The following is a 16099-nucleotide window of genomic DNA, read 5'->3' on the forward strand; positions in this document are numbered from 1 at the left end:
CCTGTCAGGATGCTTTTTTCTTACCAGGCCGCTCTTCGGTCAATGGCTGATCGAGGCGGGTGAGCATCTCCTTGGGGCACACCTGCATGAAATACGGTAGATGCTCATCCCAGTCATGCAGGATGCGCCCCGCCATGATCGAGCCGGTCTCCCGCTGGTGTTCCTGCAAAAGCGCCTTCAACACCCCTTCCCAGTGGCTGCTGGCAACGGGCTGGTGCACCACGGTCTCGGCATTGATGCGCATGGAAAGCCGGTTCTCCGGATCATAGACAAAGGCCATGCCTCCGGTCATGCCGGCGGCGAAATTATCGCCCACCTCGCCCAGCACGGCCACCAGCCCCCCGGTCATGTATTCGCACCCGTGCGCGCCGCATCCCTCCACCACGGCGGTGGCGCCGGAATTGCGCACGGCGAACCGCTCGCCCGCCTGACCGCTGGCAAATAGCTTGCCGCTGGTGGCGCCATAGAGCACCGTATTGCCGATGATGGTATTATCCTGCGGTACAAGGGGTGAGGATGGCGTCGGCTGCACGGCAATCACCCCACCGGAAAGCCCTTTGCCCACATAGTCGTTCGCATCCCCGCGCAGCGCAATTTTGATACCCTTTACCAGAAACGCCCCGAGCGACTGTCCCGCGCTGCCGCGCAAACCAAGATGGATATGCCCGTCCTGCAGGGCACGGCCTTTATAATGCCGCACGATATAGCTCGAAAGCCGCGCGCCGATGCTGCGATAAGTGTTGTTCACCAGATAATCCAGCTGAATTTTCTGTCCGCTTTCAAGCGCCGTTTTGGCATGTTCCAGCATGCGGTTATCCAGGCTGGCTGGCACTTCGTTACGACCGCCCAATGTACAGTAACGCGCATGTGGGCCAGGATCCGCCCCGATCAGCATTGGGTTCAAGTCCAAATCCACCAGGTCACGCCCGCCTCGGTTCAATTGTGTCAGCAGGTCAGACCGGCCAATCACATCCTCCAGCTTGGTAAAGCCGAGCGAAGCAAGAATCTCACGAATATCCTGCGCAATAAAGCTCATCAGGTTGATGACCTTATCCACCGTACCTTCAAATTTGGCGCGCAAGGCAGGGTCCTGCGTGCAGATGCCAACCGGGCATGTATTGCTGTGGCACTGGCGCACCAGCAAACAGCCCATCGCCACCAGCGATGCCGTGCCGATGCCGAATTCCTCCGCCCCCAACATGGCCGCAATCACGATATCCTGCCCGGTTTTCAACCCGCCATCCGTCTGCAGCACCACACGGTGACGCAGCTGGTTCATGGTCAGCATCTGGTTGGTTTCCGCCAGCCCCAGTTCCCACGGAGAGCCCGTGTATTTGATGCTGGAATGCGGGCTCGCCCCTGTGCCGCCGCTATGGCCGGACACGAGGATTTTATCCGCCTTCGCCTTGGCCACCCCACAGGCAATCGTGCCGATGCCCGCCTGCGACACCAGCTTGACCGATACGATCGCCGTCGGGTTGATCTGCTTCAAATCGTAAATCAGCTGCGCCAGATCTTCGATGGAATAGATATCATGATGCGGCGGCGGGGAGATCAGCATCACCCCCGGCGTGGCATGTCGCAGCCTGGCGATCATCTCCGTCACCTTGAAGCCCGGCAGTTGCCCCCCCTCACCCGGCTTGGCGCCCTGCGCCACTTTTATCTGGATCTCACGGCAGGCATTAAGATATTCCGCCGTCACACCAAACCGGCCTGACGCCACCTGCTTGATGGTGGAGTTCAAATTATCTCCGTTTGCCTGAACTTCATAACGGCCCGGGTCTTCCCCACCTTCGCCGGAGTTGGAAGAGGCACCGATACGGTTCATCGCAATGGTCAGGATTTCATGCGCCTCGGGCGACAATGCCCCAAGCGACATGGCGGGCGTCACAAAACGCTTGCGGATATCGGTGATGGATTCCACCTGCTCCAGCGGCACCGGCGTGCGCCCGCTCACAAAGCCGAGCAGGCTGCGCGGATGGATCGGCGCCTGCGCATTCACCCCGTCGGCATATTTGCGGTAGAGCTGGTATGCGCCCTTCTCCACCGCGCTTTGCAGCAGATGCACCAGACTCGCCTCATAGCCATGCACTTCCTGCCCCGCGCGTTGGCGGTAAAAACCGCCAACCGGCAGAATCATTCGCGCCGGGTCATAGGCCTCTTCCTGCAAGGCCAGGATTTTCTTGTGGATACCGCGCAACCCGATGCCCGACATACGCGATTGCAGCCCAGGGAAATATTCCGCCACCAGCGAACGCGCCAGCCCCAGAATCTCGAAATTGCACCCGCCACGATAGGAACTCACCACCGAGATGCCCATCTTGGCCATGATCTTCAGCAGCCCGTCTTCCATCGACTTGGTGAAATTGGCCAGCGCCTCGGTCTCACTCAGCTTGCCGTAGAGCCCGCGCGCATGCCGCTCACGCACAGTGTCCTCCAGCAAATACGGCGCAACGGCCGTTGCGCCCACGCCGACCATCACCGCAAACGCATGCACATCCGTGCATTCAGCCGTATGCGCCACAATGGAAACCTGCTTACGCTTGTGCAGCCGTACGAACAGCGACTGCAGCGCGCCCACCGCCAGCACCATCGGGATGGCCATGCGCTCCGGCCCCGCTTTGCTATCACTTAGAATGAACGCCATGCGCCCTTCGCCAAGGGCCTTCTCCGCCTGGTGCTGAAGCGCACGCAAGGCAAGCTTCAGTGCATCCGCATCGTCATTCACCGGATAGGTGGCGTCCAGCAGCACGGCATGGTGCCCCAGATAATGCATCAGCGCCTGATACTGCGCATCCAGCAACAGGGGCGATTTCAGCAGCAGATGCGGCGAATGCGGCCGCTGAAGGTCGAGGATATTGCCCGTATTGCCAAACCGCGTCGTCAGCGTCATCACATAACGCTCGCGCAGCGAATCGATTGGCGGGTTGGTCACCTGGCTGAAATTCTGCCGGAAGAAATGATGCAACCCGCGATAGCCGGACGACAGCACCGCCAGCGGCGTGTCATCGCCCATGGAGCCAACACCTTCCTTGCCGGTAACGGCCATGGGGTCGAGTATCAGTTCCAGATATTCATGCGTCATGCCGGCCGCATATTGACGGCGCAGAAGCGTCTCGCCGGAAATCGGCTGATGCTTGCTCGGCTGCACGAGGCTATGCAAGGATTTGCACCCGGCCGTCCATTCCTTGAAAGGCTGACTCCCCGCCAGCTCGTGCTTAATTTCCGCATCCTGATAAAAGCGGCCTTTCGGCAAATGCACGCCGATCATCTGCCCCGGCCCGATGCGCCCTTTGCGGATGATGTCGATTTCCTCCACCGGCACCATCCCGGTTTCCGACCCTACCAGCAGCAGCCCATCCTTGGTCAACGTGTAACGCAGCGGTCGCAACCCGTTGCGGTCCATCCCGGCAATCACCCATTCGCCGTCATACCCGGCGATGGCCGCGGGCCCGTCCCACGGCTCCATGGTGCTATTGCAATGGCTGTAGAAAGCACGCAATTCCTCATCCAGATGCGTGTCATACCCCCAGGCCGGCGGCATCACGATATGCTTGGCGTAAGGCAATGAGCGCCCACCCTTCACCAGCAGCTCCATCGCCATGTCGAGCGCCGCCGTGTCGGATAGCAGGCCTGGCTCAATCACCGGCTTCAGGTCCTCGATATGCCCCTCGAAAATCGGGCTGTGCATGTTGGCTTCGTGGCTTTTCATCCATTGGATGTTGCCGCGCAGCGTGTTGATCTCGCCATTATGCGCCAGCACGCGAAACGGCTGCGCCAGCGCCCAGGCGGGCGCGCTGTTGGTGGAAAAACGCTGGTGGAAAATGGCGAAATTGGAAACAAACCGCTCATCCGCCAGGTCGGGGTAAAACTCCGTCAGCTGCTCGGCCTTGAACAACCCCTTATAGACAATGGAACGGCAGGAAAGCGACACAATGTAAAATTCCTTGATGCCCGCCTCGCGCGCCGCCTTGCTTGCGCGTTTGCGTATCAGGTACAGGTCCCGCTCAAACGCCGCCTCATCCAGTCCCTTAAGGTCAGACACCATGATCTGCTCGATCTCCGGGCGGGAATCATTGGCGATATCGCCAATCACCGACGGGTTCACCGGCACGTGCCGCCAGCCATAAATACCATGCCCCATGCGGATGACTTCCTGCTCGAGGATAGAGCGGCAGGCTTCCAGCGCGTGCATGTCCTTGCGCGGCAGAAACACCATCCCCACCCCCAGCGCCCGCTGGACGGATTCCCGCCCGATGCTGGCCAGGTAATCGGCAAAGAAGCTTTTGGGAATGCTGAGATGGATCCCCGCGCCGTCGCCCGTCTTGCCGTCGGCGGCTTCCGCCCCGCGGTGCCAGACGGATTTCAACGCCTGAATGGCCTTTTGCACCACCTCGCGGCGCGGTTGCCCATCGATGGCGGCAACCATGCCGATACCGCAGGCATCCTTCTCGAAATCCGGGTCATGAATGCCATGCTCAGCCAGCTTTTCCACATTGCGGTGATAAAGCGGAATATCAAACAGATCAGACTGCCCCAAATTATGCGGCATGGGCCACCTCCGTCTGCTGCTTTTTCATGGCATGGCGGTGCATGTTCTCCGCCGCCTGCCTGCCGTCGCGTATAGCCCATACCACCAGGGACGCGCCCCGCACAATATCGCCCGCCGCGAATACCCCGGGCAGGGAAGTCTCATCCGCATCCGTCACCAACACGCGCCCATCCTCATGGCAATGAAGCTCCGGCTCGTTGAACAGGACCGGTAATTCCTCCGGTTCAAACCCCAGCGCGTTAATCACCATATCGGCGGGCACCTGCTCCTTGCTGCCCTCCACTTCCACCGCCTGCTGACGGCCGGTTGCATCCGGCGGACCAAGCCGCATATGGCCGATGGTGATTTTCTGCAGTCTGCCTTTCTCTCCCAGGAATGCCTTGGGCAGTGAAAGCCATTTGAAGATGACCCCCTCATCTTCCGCATGCTTCACCTCACGCGCGGAACCCGGCATATTCGCGCGGTCGCGCCGGTAAAGGCAGGTGACGGAAGCAGCCTTTTGCCGCACCGCCGTGCGCACGCAATCCATCGCCGTATCACCCCCGCCGATCACCACCACCTTCTTGCCCTCGGCAGATGGCGCATCCTTGATGGCATCACCCAGACCCAGCCGGTTGCTGGCAATCAGGAAATCCAGCGCCGGCACGATAGGCTCCAGTTCAAGCCCCGGCACCTGCAAGTGGCGCGCCTTGTAAACACCCGCGGCAATTAGCACGGCATCATGCTGCTGTTGCAGCTCCGTCAACGTAACATCCTTGCCCACTTCACGGTTAAGCACAAACGTGACGCCCGATTGTTTCAGCCATTCCTCCCGGCGTTGCACCACGCTTTTTTCCAGTTTAAAATTGGGAATGCCGTAAATCAACAACCCGCCGGCCCGGTCATGCCGGTCATAGATCGTCACCTTCCAGCCCTTGCGGCGCAACGTCTCAGCCGCGGCAAGCCCTGCCGGGCCGGAGCCGATGATGGCCGCATGAAAACCAAGTTCCCTCGCTGGCTTGATGGGCTTCACCCAGCCCTTTTCCCAGGCCGTCTCCGTGATGAAATTCTCCACCGCGCCGATTGTGACGGAACCAAAACCCTTCTCGATCACGCAATTGCCTTCGCACAAACGGTCCTGCGGGCAGATACGCCCGCAGATTTCAGGAAAACTGTTGGTGGAGCTGGAAAGCAGATAGGCTTCCTCCAGCCTGTCTTCGGCGGCAAGCTTCAGCCAGTCGGGTATATGATTACCCAGCGGGCAATGCTGCTGGCAAAACGGAATGCCGCACTGGGAACAGCGCGAAGCCTGCTGCTTGGCCGCATTCAGCGCAAACCGGTTATAAACCTCATGAAAATCTTCTCGACGCAAGCTGGCAGGCCGGGTTTCAGGATATGCCTGAGGCTCATTCACAAAATTCAGCAACGCCTTATCTCCTGCCTTGGTTCGGCGGCATTCCGCCTTTTTGCAACGCAGCATAGCGCCCGGACTAAGCCTTCTCAAGTAAATCCTTAATTCATAAAGGCACGGGCTTGCCACCGCCATCCATGGCTGTTAAGGAATCCGCCAGATAAATGTGCCGGGAGATAAAGAACCATGTCCTTCAGTAAGCTTCTCGACGGCTACGACAGATTTTACGAAAGCCATTTCGGCTCCCTCAGCCAGACGTATAAAAGGCTCGTAGAAGAAGGTCAGCAGCCGGAAACACTGGTCATTGCCTGTTCCGACTCACGGGTGGACCCTGCCCTTCTCACCAAGGCCGATCCGGGAGACCTGTTTGTGGTGCGTAACGTGGCCGCCATCGTCCCCCCCTGCGAAGTGGATGACCGCCACCACGGCACCAGCGCCGCCATTGAATTTGCTGTGCGCACGTTGAAGGTTAAGCACATTATTGTGCTGGGTCATGCCCTGTGCGGCGGCGCCCGCGCCCTGGCCGACCATGAAAACACCAAGGAAAATTATGATTTCCTTGGTCAATGGATCGGCATTGGCAAATCCGCCCGTGAAGCCGTGATGGAAAAACTGGCCGACGCACCCGAGGACAAGCAGCACCGCGCGCTGGAACAAACGCTGATCCTCACCTCATTGGACAACCTGATGACCTTCCCCTGGGTGAGCAGCAGGGTAAAAGCAGGCGACCTGAAGCTGCACGGCTGGTATTTCGATATGAATACGGGACGGATTGCGGAATATGACCACACCACCTCGGAATTCAACGACATTGCCGAAGGGAAATAGTCGCCGCTGAATAATGCGGGTTTTATCTTTCGTCCTTAAAGCGAAATAGAAAATTTATGGGCCCCCTTGCCATGATGCTGTGCGACGACATCCGCACAGATGGAGCATCCCATGAATATTTATAACTATCTGGAAAAAGATCACCGCCATCTGAGCGAGTGGATGGAGAAGCTCATTGCATGCCGCAGCAATGCGCATCGCAAATCCCTATTTGATGAAATCAAGCAGGAGCTCATTCAGCATATGGATGCAAAAGAAGCGACATTCTATGCCGTCCTGAAGCGTCACCCCTACACCCGCTCACTGATGGATCAGGCCGCGGAAAACCACCAGGAAATCAACCAATACATCAGCAAACTCTCCCGTCTCTCAGTCGGCAGCGACCGCTGGCTTGAGACGTTTGGCGAATTCAAGCACGCCATTGATCAGCACATGAAACGCGAGGAAGTGGAAATCTTCAAAAAAGCCCAGCAGATATTAAGCCGTCAGGCATCGGTGGAACTTGCCGTGGAAATGCTGGAGCTAAAACGCAATCCTCCGCAATCTTCCCTGGCGGCATAGGCCTCAACCCTCCTCAAACAACGACATCTGCGCATCCACCCTTACCCTGCGAAAATGTTCGGCAGAAACCCTTATGGTGGAGGAAGAGAGACCGTAACGCTTTTTATAATGCGCAAACATCTGTGCGACCTGCTCCGCATAAGGGCCCTGCCCGCGCATCCGATCGCCGAATTCAGCGGTATAAAGCTTGCCGTTTCGCACATCCGTCAGATGACTCAGCACCTTCTTTTTCCGAAGCGGATAATGCTCTTCCAGCCAGTCCTGAAACAGGTCCTTCACGCCATAGGGAAGACGCAGCATCACATAATGCGCATTGCGCGCCCCTGCTTCGGCAACGGCCTTGAGCACGGCGGGAATTTCATGCTCCGTTAGACCGGGAATGATCGGCGCCACATTGACGCTGACGGGAATTCCGGCCTCGCTCAACATACGAATGGCTTCAAGCCTTCGCTGCGGGGTGGAGGCCCGGGGTTCCATACGGCGCGCCAGCGAATCTTCCAGACTGGTGACGGAAACAACCACATGCACCGCCTGATAGGTTGCCAGCTCTTTCAGCAGGTCGATATCCCGCGTAACCAGTTGGTTCTTGGTGATAATAACGACGGGATTGCGAAACTCCGCCAGCACCTGCAGGCATTGACGCGTCAACTCCAGTGTCTTTTCCACCGGCTGATAACAATCGGTCACGCCGCTCATGCCGATAACCTGCGGTCGCCATGCTTTCGAGGCAAGCTTTTCACGCAGAAGCTGCGGGGCATCCATTTTCACCATCAGCTTGCGTTCAAAATCCAGCCCGGCGGACATGCCGAGATATTCATGCGTCGGCCTCGCGTAACAATAAATGCACCCGTGCTCACACCCGCGATAAGGATTCAACGTCACACCAAATCCCACATCCGGACTGTCATTCGTCGCCAGGATTGTTTTTGAGCGGTCATGGAAACATTCCGTTCGCACCTGCGTCGCTTCACCTTGCTCATACGTAACCTCAAACCGTTCGAACCGCCCTTTGGGCAATTCCCCCGTACCCCGGCCACGCACCGCAATGCCGGCATGCTCATGTTTGGAAATTCCGTCACTCATATATTTTTTGTAACAGAAAATAGGCATGAAGCAAACCATTGCGTTAGCCACCCTCCCTCTTTAAGCAACTACCAGTCCACCGCGCAGAGTTACTCATGGCCCTTTCATTCGATGTTTTGCGATCACGCGATTTCAGGCTGCTGCTCTGCATCCGCACCTTTGGCATGATGGCCTTGCAGTCACAGGCCGTGATCGTCGGCTGGCAGGTTTATTCCATCACGCGCGATCCTTTCATGCTGGGCCTCACGGGCCTGACGGAAGCCATCCCCGCCATCATTTGCGCCTTTTTCGCAGGGCATGTGGTGGATAATGGAAGACCCCACCGGATATACTTAATCTGCATGGCGGTACTGGTGCTGAACAGCCTCATGCTTTTCATCATGGCAGGGGGCCTGCTTGGCAATCACGACCATCAAAACATCCTGCCCTGGATTTATGGCGGGGTGTTTATTTCAGGCCTAGCGCGCAGCTTCATCATGCCGGCATCCTTTTCCCTGTTGCCACAGATTGTTGTGCGGGAGAAAATTTCGGCCGCAGCCGCCTGGCTCAACAGCGGCTTTCAGATTGCCGCCATTTCAGGCCCGGCCATTGCGGGGCTGATTTATGGCGGCTACGGCGTTCAGGTGGCGTGGATTTTGCCGGTAAGCTTCATGAGCATGGCATTCATGGCGCTGGCTAGCATCAGCGGTAAACCTCGCTCTTACCGCAGCCGCGAGCAACGCGAGGCCGCCATCCAGAGCATAAAGGCTGGATGGGTGTTCATCTGGCATAACCGCGTACTTCTTTCCGTCATGGCGCTGGATATGTTTGCCGTGTTGTTCGGCGGTGCGGTGGCCATGCTGCCCGCCTTCGCGGACCAGGTTCTGCATGTCGGCTCTCAGGGCCTGGGTGCCTTGCGTGCGGCACCTGCGCTGGGTTCCATCGTTACAGCGTTGATACTGGCCCTCTGGCCGCTGAAGCGCATTCGCGCCACCATGCTGCTATGCGCGGTTACCGGCTTTGGATGCTGCATGATCGGTTTTGGCCTTAGCCAGCTATTCTGGCTTTCCATGCTGTTCCTGGCATTGGGCGGCATGTTCGACAGCATCAGCGTGGTCATGCGCGCCACCATCATGCAGCTCCTCACGCCGGACTCGATGCGCGGCCGCGTCTCCGCCGTCAACAGCATGTTCATCATTTCATCCAATGAGATAGGCGCGTTTGAATCCGGCGCGGCAGCCAGCCTGCTGGGTCTGGTGCCATCAGTGGTTTTCGGCGGCCTATGCACATTGGTAGTGGCCATCTCCACCGCAACGCTGGTGCCCAAGCTGCGCCGCGTGGTGGTGGAAGCAGATAAGCCGGCCTAAGCCTATTTTTTGATAATCGCCTCAATTTCCATATCAATATTCACCTTATCGGACACGCCGGGCAAGGCCGTGTTAATGCCGAAATCGGAACGCTTGATGGTGGTAATGGCGCTGAAACCCGCTGTTTTCTTGTGCGACATGGGGTTTTCATCCAGCTTGTTCAGCGTCACTTCCAGCACCACGGGTTTGGTGACGCCATGCAGGGTAAAGTCGCCCGTTACATCGGCCGTGTTTTTTCCTGTCACCTCCACACTGGTACTGACAAAGCGCGCCGTGGGGAATTTTTCACTGTCCAGAAAATCCTTGCTGCGCAAATGATCGTCGAACTTCTCAATGCCCGTATTCACGCTGCCGGGGTAAATCACCACTTCCACCTTGCTGCGCTCGGGCTTTTCCTCATCCAGCGTCAGGGTTCCCTCGGCTTTGGTAAAACGACCTGATGGGCTGGAAAATCCAAAATGGTTGGCCTGCCACACAATGTTGCTGTGCATGGGATCAAACTCATACATGTCCGCCGCCCAGACAGGCGATGACGAAAGCATGACAGAGGTCAGCATCAGGATGCGGGTGGCGTGCTTCATGGCAATATCCTTGTAAAAACAGATGGTGGAAGATAACGCAATTCAGTATCCGCATCCATCTGGATTATTATTTTCCAGCCTGCCGCTTATCTTTGGGAATATCGCGTAGATGCAGTTCCTTTTCTTCGCTGTTCTTCAAATGGGCGGAAAAGAACGCCGTTTTCAGCATGAGATAAGGCGCGGTCACGCCAAGGCCGATCACAAACAGCGTCAGGAATAATTGCAGCCCGAAATTATCTTCGGAAAGGGGCACCACTTGCACCACACCATGCATAATCAGATAGGCCACCACGGGAATGATAATCGCCAGCATAATGAATAAAGGTAGATAACGACGCATAAAAGCCTCCTAAAATATCATCCCTTATGTTGAAGCTGCATGCGTCAGAAAGCCATGCAGCTTCTTAGCCCTCATATAAAAATACCGCTAATTTCACTTACGGGCTGCTTATACGGCCACCAAGGTTGAGCAGCGCATACTTAAGCCGAAAGATGGAGCATGCGGGAGTATAACAAAGGAGAAATTTATGCCCGTTACCAAACTCAAACCGCAGCATCAGCCCCACCAGCCCGGCAATGAGAACCTCATGGACCCACCGCCAAAAAGCCTGATGGAACAGTATAAACCAGCAGGAAAACTCAAGGGAAAGGTCGCATTGGTCACCGGAGGCGATTCCGGCATTGGCCGCGCTACGGCTATCGGCTTCGCAAAGGAAGGCGCCCATGTCGCCATTTGCTATCTGGAAGAGAATGAAGATGCCCGGATTACACGGAAACATATCGAAGCAGCTGGCGTTCAATGCCTTCTGCTGAAGGGCGATGTGGGCGATATCCACACCTGCAAACGCATCGTGGAAGAAACCGTCCGCACATTCGGTAAACTCAATATTCTGGTCAACAATGCCGGTGAACAGCATGTGCAGGAACGGCTGGAAGACATCACGCCCGAACAGCTGGAACGCACCTTTCGCACCAACATCTTCGCCATGTTTTACATGACTCAGATCGCCCTGCCGCATTTGAAGAAAGGTGCCTCCATTATCAACACGGCCTCGGTCGTCGCCTATAAAGGCAAAAAACAACTGATGGATTATGCAGCGACAAAAGGTTCCGTTGTGGCCTTTACACGGTCCCTCTCGCAATCTATGGCAGAAAAGGGCATTCGTGTGAACGCGGTTGCGCCTGGTCCTATCTGGACACCACTGATACCAGCAAGCTTCAGCGCCGAGGAGGTGGCTGAATTCGGCAAACACACCGCCCTGGGCCGTCCCGGTCAGCCCGATGAAGTGGCACCGAGTTATATCTTCCTAGCGTCGGAGGACGCATCCTACATGACGGGTCAGGTTATGCATCCCAACGGCGGCGAAATCGTGAATGGCTAGAAGACGAAAGCGTCACTTTCCTTATTTGGAAGGTGACGCTTTTGCATTAGCGGCCACATCCTTGCCGTAATTGCGGATAAAGGTGGCACAGTCCCCTTCATCTCCCAAACCGGGCTCCACAAATGCCAGTAATGCGCCTGCGGGCGTCAGCAGCGCACCCAGCACAACGGCAGCGCCTCCCCTCAATGTCAACGCGACAGGGTCAACCCCTACCGTGGGCTTCTTCAAGGTACCCGTCACATTGATAGGAGAACGCGCGGAAATCAGCGTGGCGTCTTTCGGATAAACCACCAGCCGCATATTCAGCCCTTCATCCTTCAGGTTGATCTGCCCTTCACCGCGGATATTGGTGACCTTGGTATCAACCAGGAATTCGCGGGTTTTCATAATACCGTCCGTAACGCCGAAATCACCCACAAGGCAGCTGATGGGAACCGGCTTGTCGCCGGTTACCAGCAACTGCGCCGATTTGAAAATGTCCAGCCCGACCAGCTCAAGCAGCAGGCGGCTTAACTCGCCCCCTTCCATGGCCATACCGATATTGCCGTTGGAGGTGGCCAGCATGTCGCGCAGGGATTTTCCCTTGCCTTCCAGCTTGGCCTTACCACCCAGATAACCGGCGCTGACATTCTTCTCACCATAGCGTTTGGCCAGCGGCGCAAACAGCTTCGTCAGGGAAAGGCGCCGAAAGTTCACGTCCATTTTCGTATCAAGCGGCTGCCGGTTGGCATCGATGATAAGATTGGCGTCTATGCTGCCACCAGCCATCCCGAATGACACCGGCTTTACGGTGAGCACCTTATCCTTGAGGGAAAGGTTCATGTAAAAATCATCCAGAAGGTCAGGGGCTTTTACATGCTTGCCGCGAAACACCACATCGGCATTCATTGCCGCCAGTCTGCTGATATCAAGGGGTGTATCGGGAATTACGCGGGTTTCATCCACCGGTTTCTTATCAGCCCCTACAAACCCCGCAAGGTCATTCATATCCAGGTTTTCAGAAAGGAATTCGCCCTGGAAATAGGGCGGTTTCTGCTCTGGGTGCCACGTCACGCTGCCATGCAGATCGCTGCTGCCGAGGCGGCCGCTGAACGGGCTGAAATTCCAGTAATCCGCCTCGCGCACCAGGTGCCCTTTTACTTCGTAGGGCGGCGTGGGCGGCAGAGCAATCCCCGTGAGGGTGTAAAGGTCCGCTGCATTGGCGCCTTTGAGTAGCAGGGTGATATCCAGCTTCTCAAGCTTGATGGGGTCCTGCACCGTACCCTTGACTTCCGCATGGGTTTTACCGACACCGATTTTCAGGTTGAACGGATAAGGCGTATCGTTATTGCGCAGCTGGAGCAGCGATGCCCCACGCATGGAAAGGCTGAAGGGCTGTTTCTGATATTCACCCTTACCGGCGACGGAAATATTCTCCTCTTCACCGTCGCTTTTGCCGCGCACGGTGGAAATATCCACATTCGTGGAAATATGCCCCGGCTTATCGATATAGGTAAGCTTGCCTTCTTCAATGTAAAGCCTGCCGAATAGAGGAATTTCGCCGCGCTCTTCCGGCAAGGGAGCCTTGGCGGCAAGTGCTTCGGGGTTTTGCGTCAGGTCCCAGTTGCTTTGCCCTTTTTCATTTTTCTCCAGCGCAATCACAGGGCGGATGGCGACAAATTCGGGAATGACCAGCTTGCCTTTTAATAAAGAAGGGAGCCGAATAACCAGTTCAATACGCTCCGCTTCAAAAATACTGGGGCTTGAGGCCCAGTCGGCATTGGCAATTTTTACATCACCCAGTCGGATGCGTGTATCCTTTCCCCAGGAAATATGTATCCCCTTCTCAAACGAAATGGTCCTGCCGCTTTTGCCCGAAAGCCAGTTGGAAAGATTCGGCGCGAAATACGGACTGGCAATGAATGCGATAGCACTGACAATAAGCAGGGCGAACACACAGATCACCCAAAGTAAAAAGCGTTGGACAGCGTGCCATGATAGCCGTGACGATCGGGGGTTCACCCTTCTTCTCCTTTAAATAAAAACAGGCCGGTAGGATACCGGCCTGTTGATCGAATAAGACTAACGGTTCTTTTGTTGTTGAAGCTGATCCGCCTCATGCTGATCGTCAGTGGTTTTTACATTGGCATTTTCGCCTTCGTTGCGCATGCCGCCTTTTGCGGTGTCTGACCGGCTGCGTTCATTCGCGGCGCGGTCCCAGTTCTCTGTCTGCGAAAACTGTGGTTGCGACTGTCGGCTGGATGAATTCGCATCTTTGTAGCCTTTACCGCTCACATCGTCTGTTTGTTTGGAATATTGATCGTTTGGCACTTTCTGGGTGCGTGATTGCTGGGAATTACTCATGGTGCTTCTCCGGAATGCAGGCTTTAAAATGGCCGCTTGCCAATCAAGCGGATGAACCAGAATTAACCGCCGCCGGATAAGAAAACGAGCGGCGAGCCGGGGCTTCATATCCGATTCCCATAAATCTCATGCCGTTAGATGTAACACGAGCGCGGCGTGGTCGGAATAATGCTGCGGCACAATGGTAAGCTTCGCCCGACCAAGCAAGGAATTAGAACAGATGCACAGGTCCAGCAGCATGGAACGCTGATGAAATTTAAAAGTAAACTCTTCCGGATTATTCAGAAGCGTTAGATCCCGACGCTGCAATAAAGGCCGCACTTCATCCAGCCCGCCGAAAATATTGAAATCCCCCATCAGAATAACCTCATCCGGGCTTTGATCGGCCAGGTCGAACAGTTCTGCCAGCTGTGCCTCGCGGATGGCGTTATTGAGGGAAAAATGCGTGAAATAAAGGCTCACGCCCTTTTCAAGCTGCACCCGATAGATCAGGCGTTTGGTGCCCCGGCTGAAAAACAGCTTCTGAAACGGATAATCCCGCCTCGCTACGAACCCGTTACTCTTGCCGATGGTGATGGGCAGCTTACGCAAACGGCTGTTCTCTAAATATTTATTCTCCGCATCGCCAAAGCGGTATTCCTCATCCATCAGCGCACGGTGCTGGTTGCTATAGGGCAGCGAGGGGATACCCGTGTCCACCTCAAGCAGGCAGCACAAGTCCACCGCATAATGCCGCATGATGGTTTTCACCTGGCCAATCACCCGCTGCTGCACGCGGCTGGAACACCACAGGTGACGGTAAGACTTCAAAACATGCGCCGCCAGTGATCCGTCGATATCGCGCGCATAGCCGATGTTGGACATCATGATGGTATGGGCTTCGGTCATAGGCCTACATAAAACCGCGCAGCATATGGGTCGCCCAGCCGATAGGGTGATAATAGAAAGGCTGCTTGGCCAGCTTTGCCAGCGTCATACGGCTGCATTTTTTCAAATCCTCCTGAAAATCCTTTCGCAACGCCGCAATCAATGCCTTATCGGTGATAAGATAATTGCTCTCGCGGTTACGGAACAGGCTGAGATAATCCAGATTCATGCTGCCCAGTGTGGCCCATGCGTCATCAACCAGCACGATTTTGGCATGATGCGGCACCGGCAGGTAATAATGCACCTCCACCCCTGCTTCCAGCAAGGCAGGCAGATACCGGCGAATGGCAATATCTGCCAAAAGACTGTCCGTTTTCTCCGACAGCATGACACGCACCCTAACACCGCGCTGCCGTGCGTCTATCAACGCATAAATAAGCTTACGGTTGGGAATAAAATAGGGTGAGACAATTTCAATCGACTGACTCGCCTTTGAAAAATGATTAAGCATCTCATGATAAATGCCGTTACGCTCACGCCGTTTGCGGCTGATTTCGAAATGAATATCACCCTTACATCGTGGCAAAGGAACGGTGGCTCGCCGCGCGCGCAAATTAAAGAAACGCTTGTTGGTATGATTGAATGCCGCGCATATCTCCTGCACGACCGCACCCGTGCTGCGCATATGCGTATCCCGCCAATGCGCCATGGATGCATCGAAACACACGCCCCCGGCATAGGCAATGGCGGAATCGATCAGCATCAGCTTGGCATGTGTGCGCGGGTACCATTCAGAAAGTCGAAAGCGCCGCCATCCTTTAACGGCATTGAAGAAAACGACACGCACGCCATAGCGGCGCAGCAATGCCAGCTTTCTGCTTTGATAAAGGCTACGGCTGCCCACGCGGTCCAGCAGCAGGCGAATGGCCACCCCCTCTTTCGCCTTTCGCAGAAAAAGCCTTAAAAAACGTCCACCAAGCGCATCATTCTGGAAAATATACTGCTCAAATTCAATCGAGATACGTGCCTGAAGGCAATCATCATACATCGCCTCCCACGTCTCGGCGGGGCTGCGGTAAAGGGTCCATTCGCTATGTTCCATATGAGCGGAATACTTCATCATAAATGCCTTTTATCATAGGCTTATGAAACATGGGGCTAAGTAA

The 16099-nt window shown here is 55.9% G+C and carries 13 protein-coding genes; 4 read left to right on the forward strand and 9 right to left on the reverse strand.

The window, feature by feature from the left end; genetic code table 11:
- Window positions 1-4 precede the first annotated feature (4 nt).
- Both gltB and GC177_06155 read right to left on the reverse strand, forming a co-directional pair.
- Window positions 5-4552, reverse strand: coding sequence for a glutamate synthase large subunit (gltB, locus tag GC177_06150; protein ID MBI1275535.1), 4548 nt, complete (start codon window positions 4550-4552; stop codon window positions 5-7).
- Window positions 4542-6011, reverse strand: a complete 1470-nt coding sequence (locus tag GC177_06155; GenBank protein MBI1275536.1) for an NAD(P)-binding protein — start codon at window positions 6009-6011, stop codon at window positions 4542-4544. Before GC177_06155 ends, gltB begins: the two co-directional genes overlap by 11 nt.
- Window positions 6012-6128: 117 nt before the next feature.
- Here GC177_06155 and GC177_06160 point away from each other — a divergent pair, with 117 nt between their 5' ends.
- Together GC177_06160 and GC177_06165 are read left to right on the forward strand one after the other, a co-directional pair.
- The gene (locus GC177_06160) at window positions 6129-6770 is read left to right on the forward strand and encodes a carbonic anhydrase (GenBank protein ID MBI1275537.1); all 642 of its coding nucleotides are present in this window, start codon (window positions 6129-6131) and stop codon (window positions 6768-6770) included.
- Window positions 6771-6869: 99 nt separating this feature from the next.
- The gene (locus GC177_06165) at window positions 6870-7331 is read left to right on the forward strand and encodes a hemerythrin domain-containing protein (GenBank protein MBI1275538.1); all 462 of its coding nucleotides are present in this window, start codon (window positions 6870-6872) and stop codon (window positions 7329-7331) included.
- 3 nt (window positions 7332-7334) lie between these two features.
- Here GC177_06165 and GC177_06170 read toward each other — a convergent pair whose 3' ends face one another.
- Window positions 7335-8414 carry a PA0069 family radical SAM protein gene (locus GC177_06170; protein MBI1275539.1) on the reverse strand — a complete coding sequence of 360 codons (1080 nt, stop codon included), beginning with the start codon at window positions 8412-8414 and terminating at the stop codon, window positions 7335-7337.
- 95 nt (window positions 8415-8509) lie between these two features.
- Here GC177_06170 and GC177_06175 point away from each other — a divergent pair, with 95 nt between their 5' ends.
- Window positions 8510-9760: an MFS transporter gene (locus tag GC177_06175; GenBank protein ID MBI1275540.1), complete on the forward strand. Its 1251-nt coding sequence runs from the start codon at window positions 8510-8512 to the stop codon at window positions 9758-9760.
- Between the two features lie 2 nt (window positions 9761-9762).
- Here GC177_06175 and GC177_06180 read toward each other — a convergent pair whose 3' ends face one another.
- The gene (locus GC177_06180) at window positions 9763-10341 is read right to left on the reverse strand and encodes a polyisoprenoid-binding protein (GenBank protein MBI1275541.1); all 579 of its coding nucleotides are present in this window, start codon (window positions 10339-10341) and stop codon (window positions 9763-9765) included.
- A gap of 67 nt (window positions 10342-10408) precedes the next feature.
- Window positions 10409-10681: a hypothetical protein gene (locus GC177_06185; protein ID MBI1275542.1), complete on the reverse strand. Its 273-nt coding sequence runs from the start codon at window positions 10679-10681 to the stop codon at window positions 10409-10411.
- A gap of 187 nt (window positions 10682-10868) precedes the next feature.
- On the opposite strand from GC177_06185, the gene GC177_06190 reads away from it, so the two are divergent.
- A complete protein-coding gene (locus GC177_06190) occupies window positions 10869-11723 on the forward strand; it encodes an SDR family oxidoreductase (protein MBI1275543.1) in 855 nt (284 codons plus the stop codon).
- 21 nt (window positions 11724-11744) lie between these two features.
- Here the strand turns inward: GC177_06190 and GC177_06195 are convergent, their stop codons facing one another.
- Genes GC177_06195 through GC177_06210 form a run of 4 tightly spaced genes read right to left on the reverse strand, consistent with a single transcriptional unit; the run spans window position 11745 to window position 16056 of the window.
- Window positions 11745-13724: an AsmA family protein gene (locus GC177_06195; protein MBI1275544.1), complete on the reverse strand. Its 1980-nt coding sequence runs from the start codon at window positions 13722-13724 to the stop codon at window positions 11745-11747.
- Between the two features lie 60 nt (window positions 13725-13784).
- Window positions 13785-14174 (reverse strand): hypothetical protein, encoded by a 390-nt coding sequence (locus tag GC177_06200; protein ID MBI1275545.1) that lies wholly within the window; start codon window positions 14172-14174, stop codon window positions 13785-13787.
- An 18-nt stretch (window positions 14175-14192) separates the two neighbouring features.
- Window positions 14193-14954 (reverse strand): hypothetical protein, encoded by a 762-nt coding sequence (locus GC177_06205; GenBank protein MBI1275546.1) that lies wholly within the window; start codon window positions 14952-14954, stop codon window positions 14193-14195.
- Between the two features lie 4 nt (window positions 14955-14958).
- Window positions 14959-16056 carry a hypothetical protein gene (locus GC177_06210; GenBank protein MBI1275547.1) on the reverse strand — a complete coding sequence of 366 codons (1098 nt, stop codon included), beginning with the start codon at window positions 16054-16056 and terminating at the stop codon, window positions 14959-14961.
- Between the last annotated feature and the right edge of the window lie 43 nt (window positions 16057-16099).

Source organism: bacterium (assembly GCA_016124905.1).
GTDB lineage: Bacteria > Pseudomonadota > Alphaproteobacteria > Rickettsiales > RI-342 > RI-342.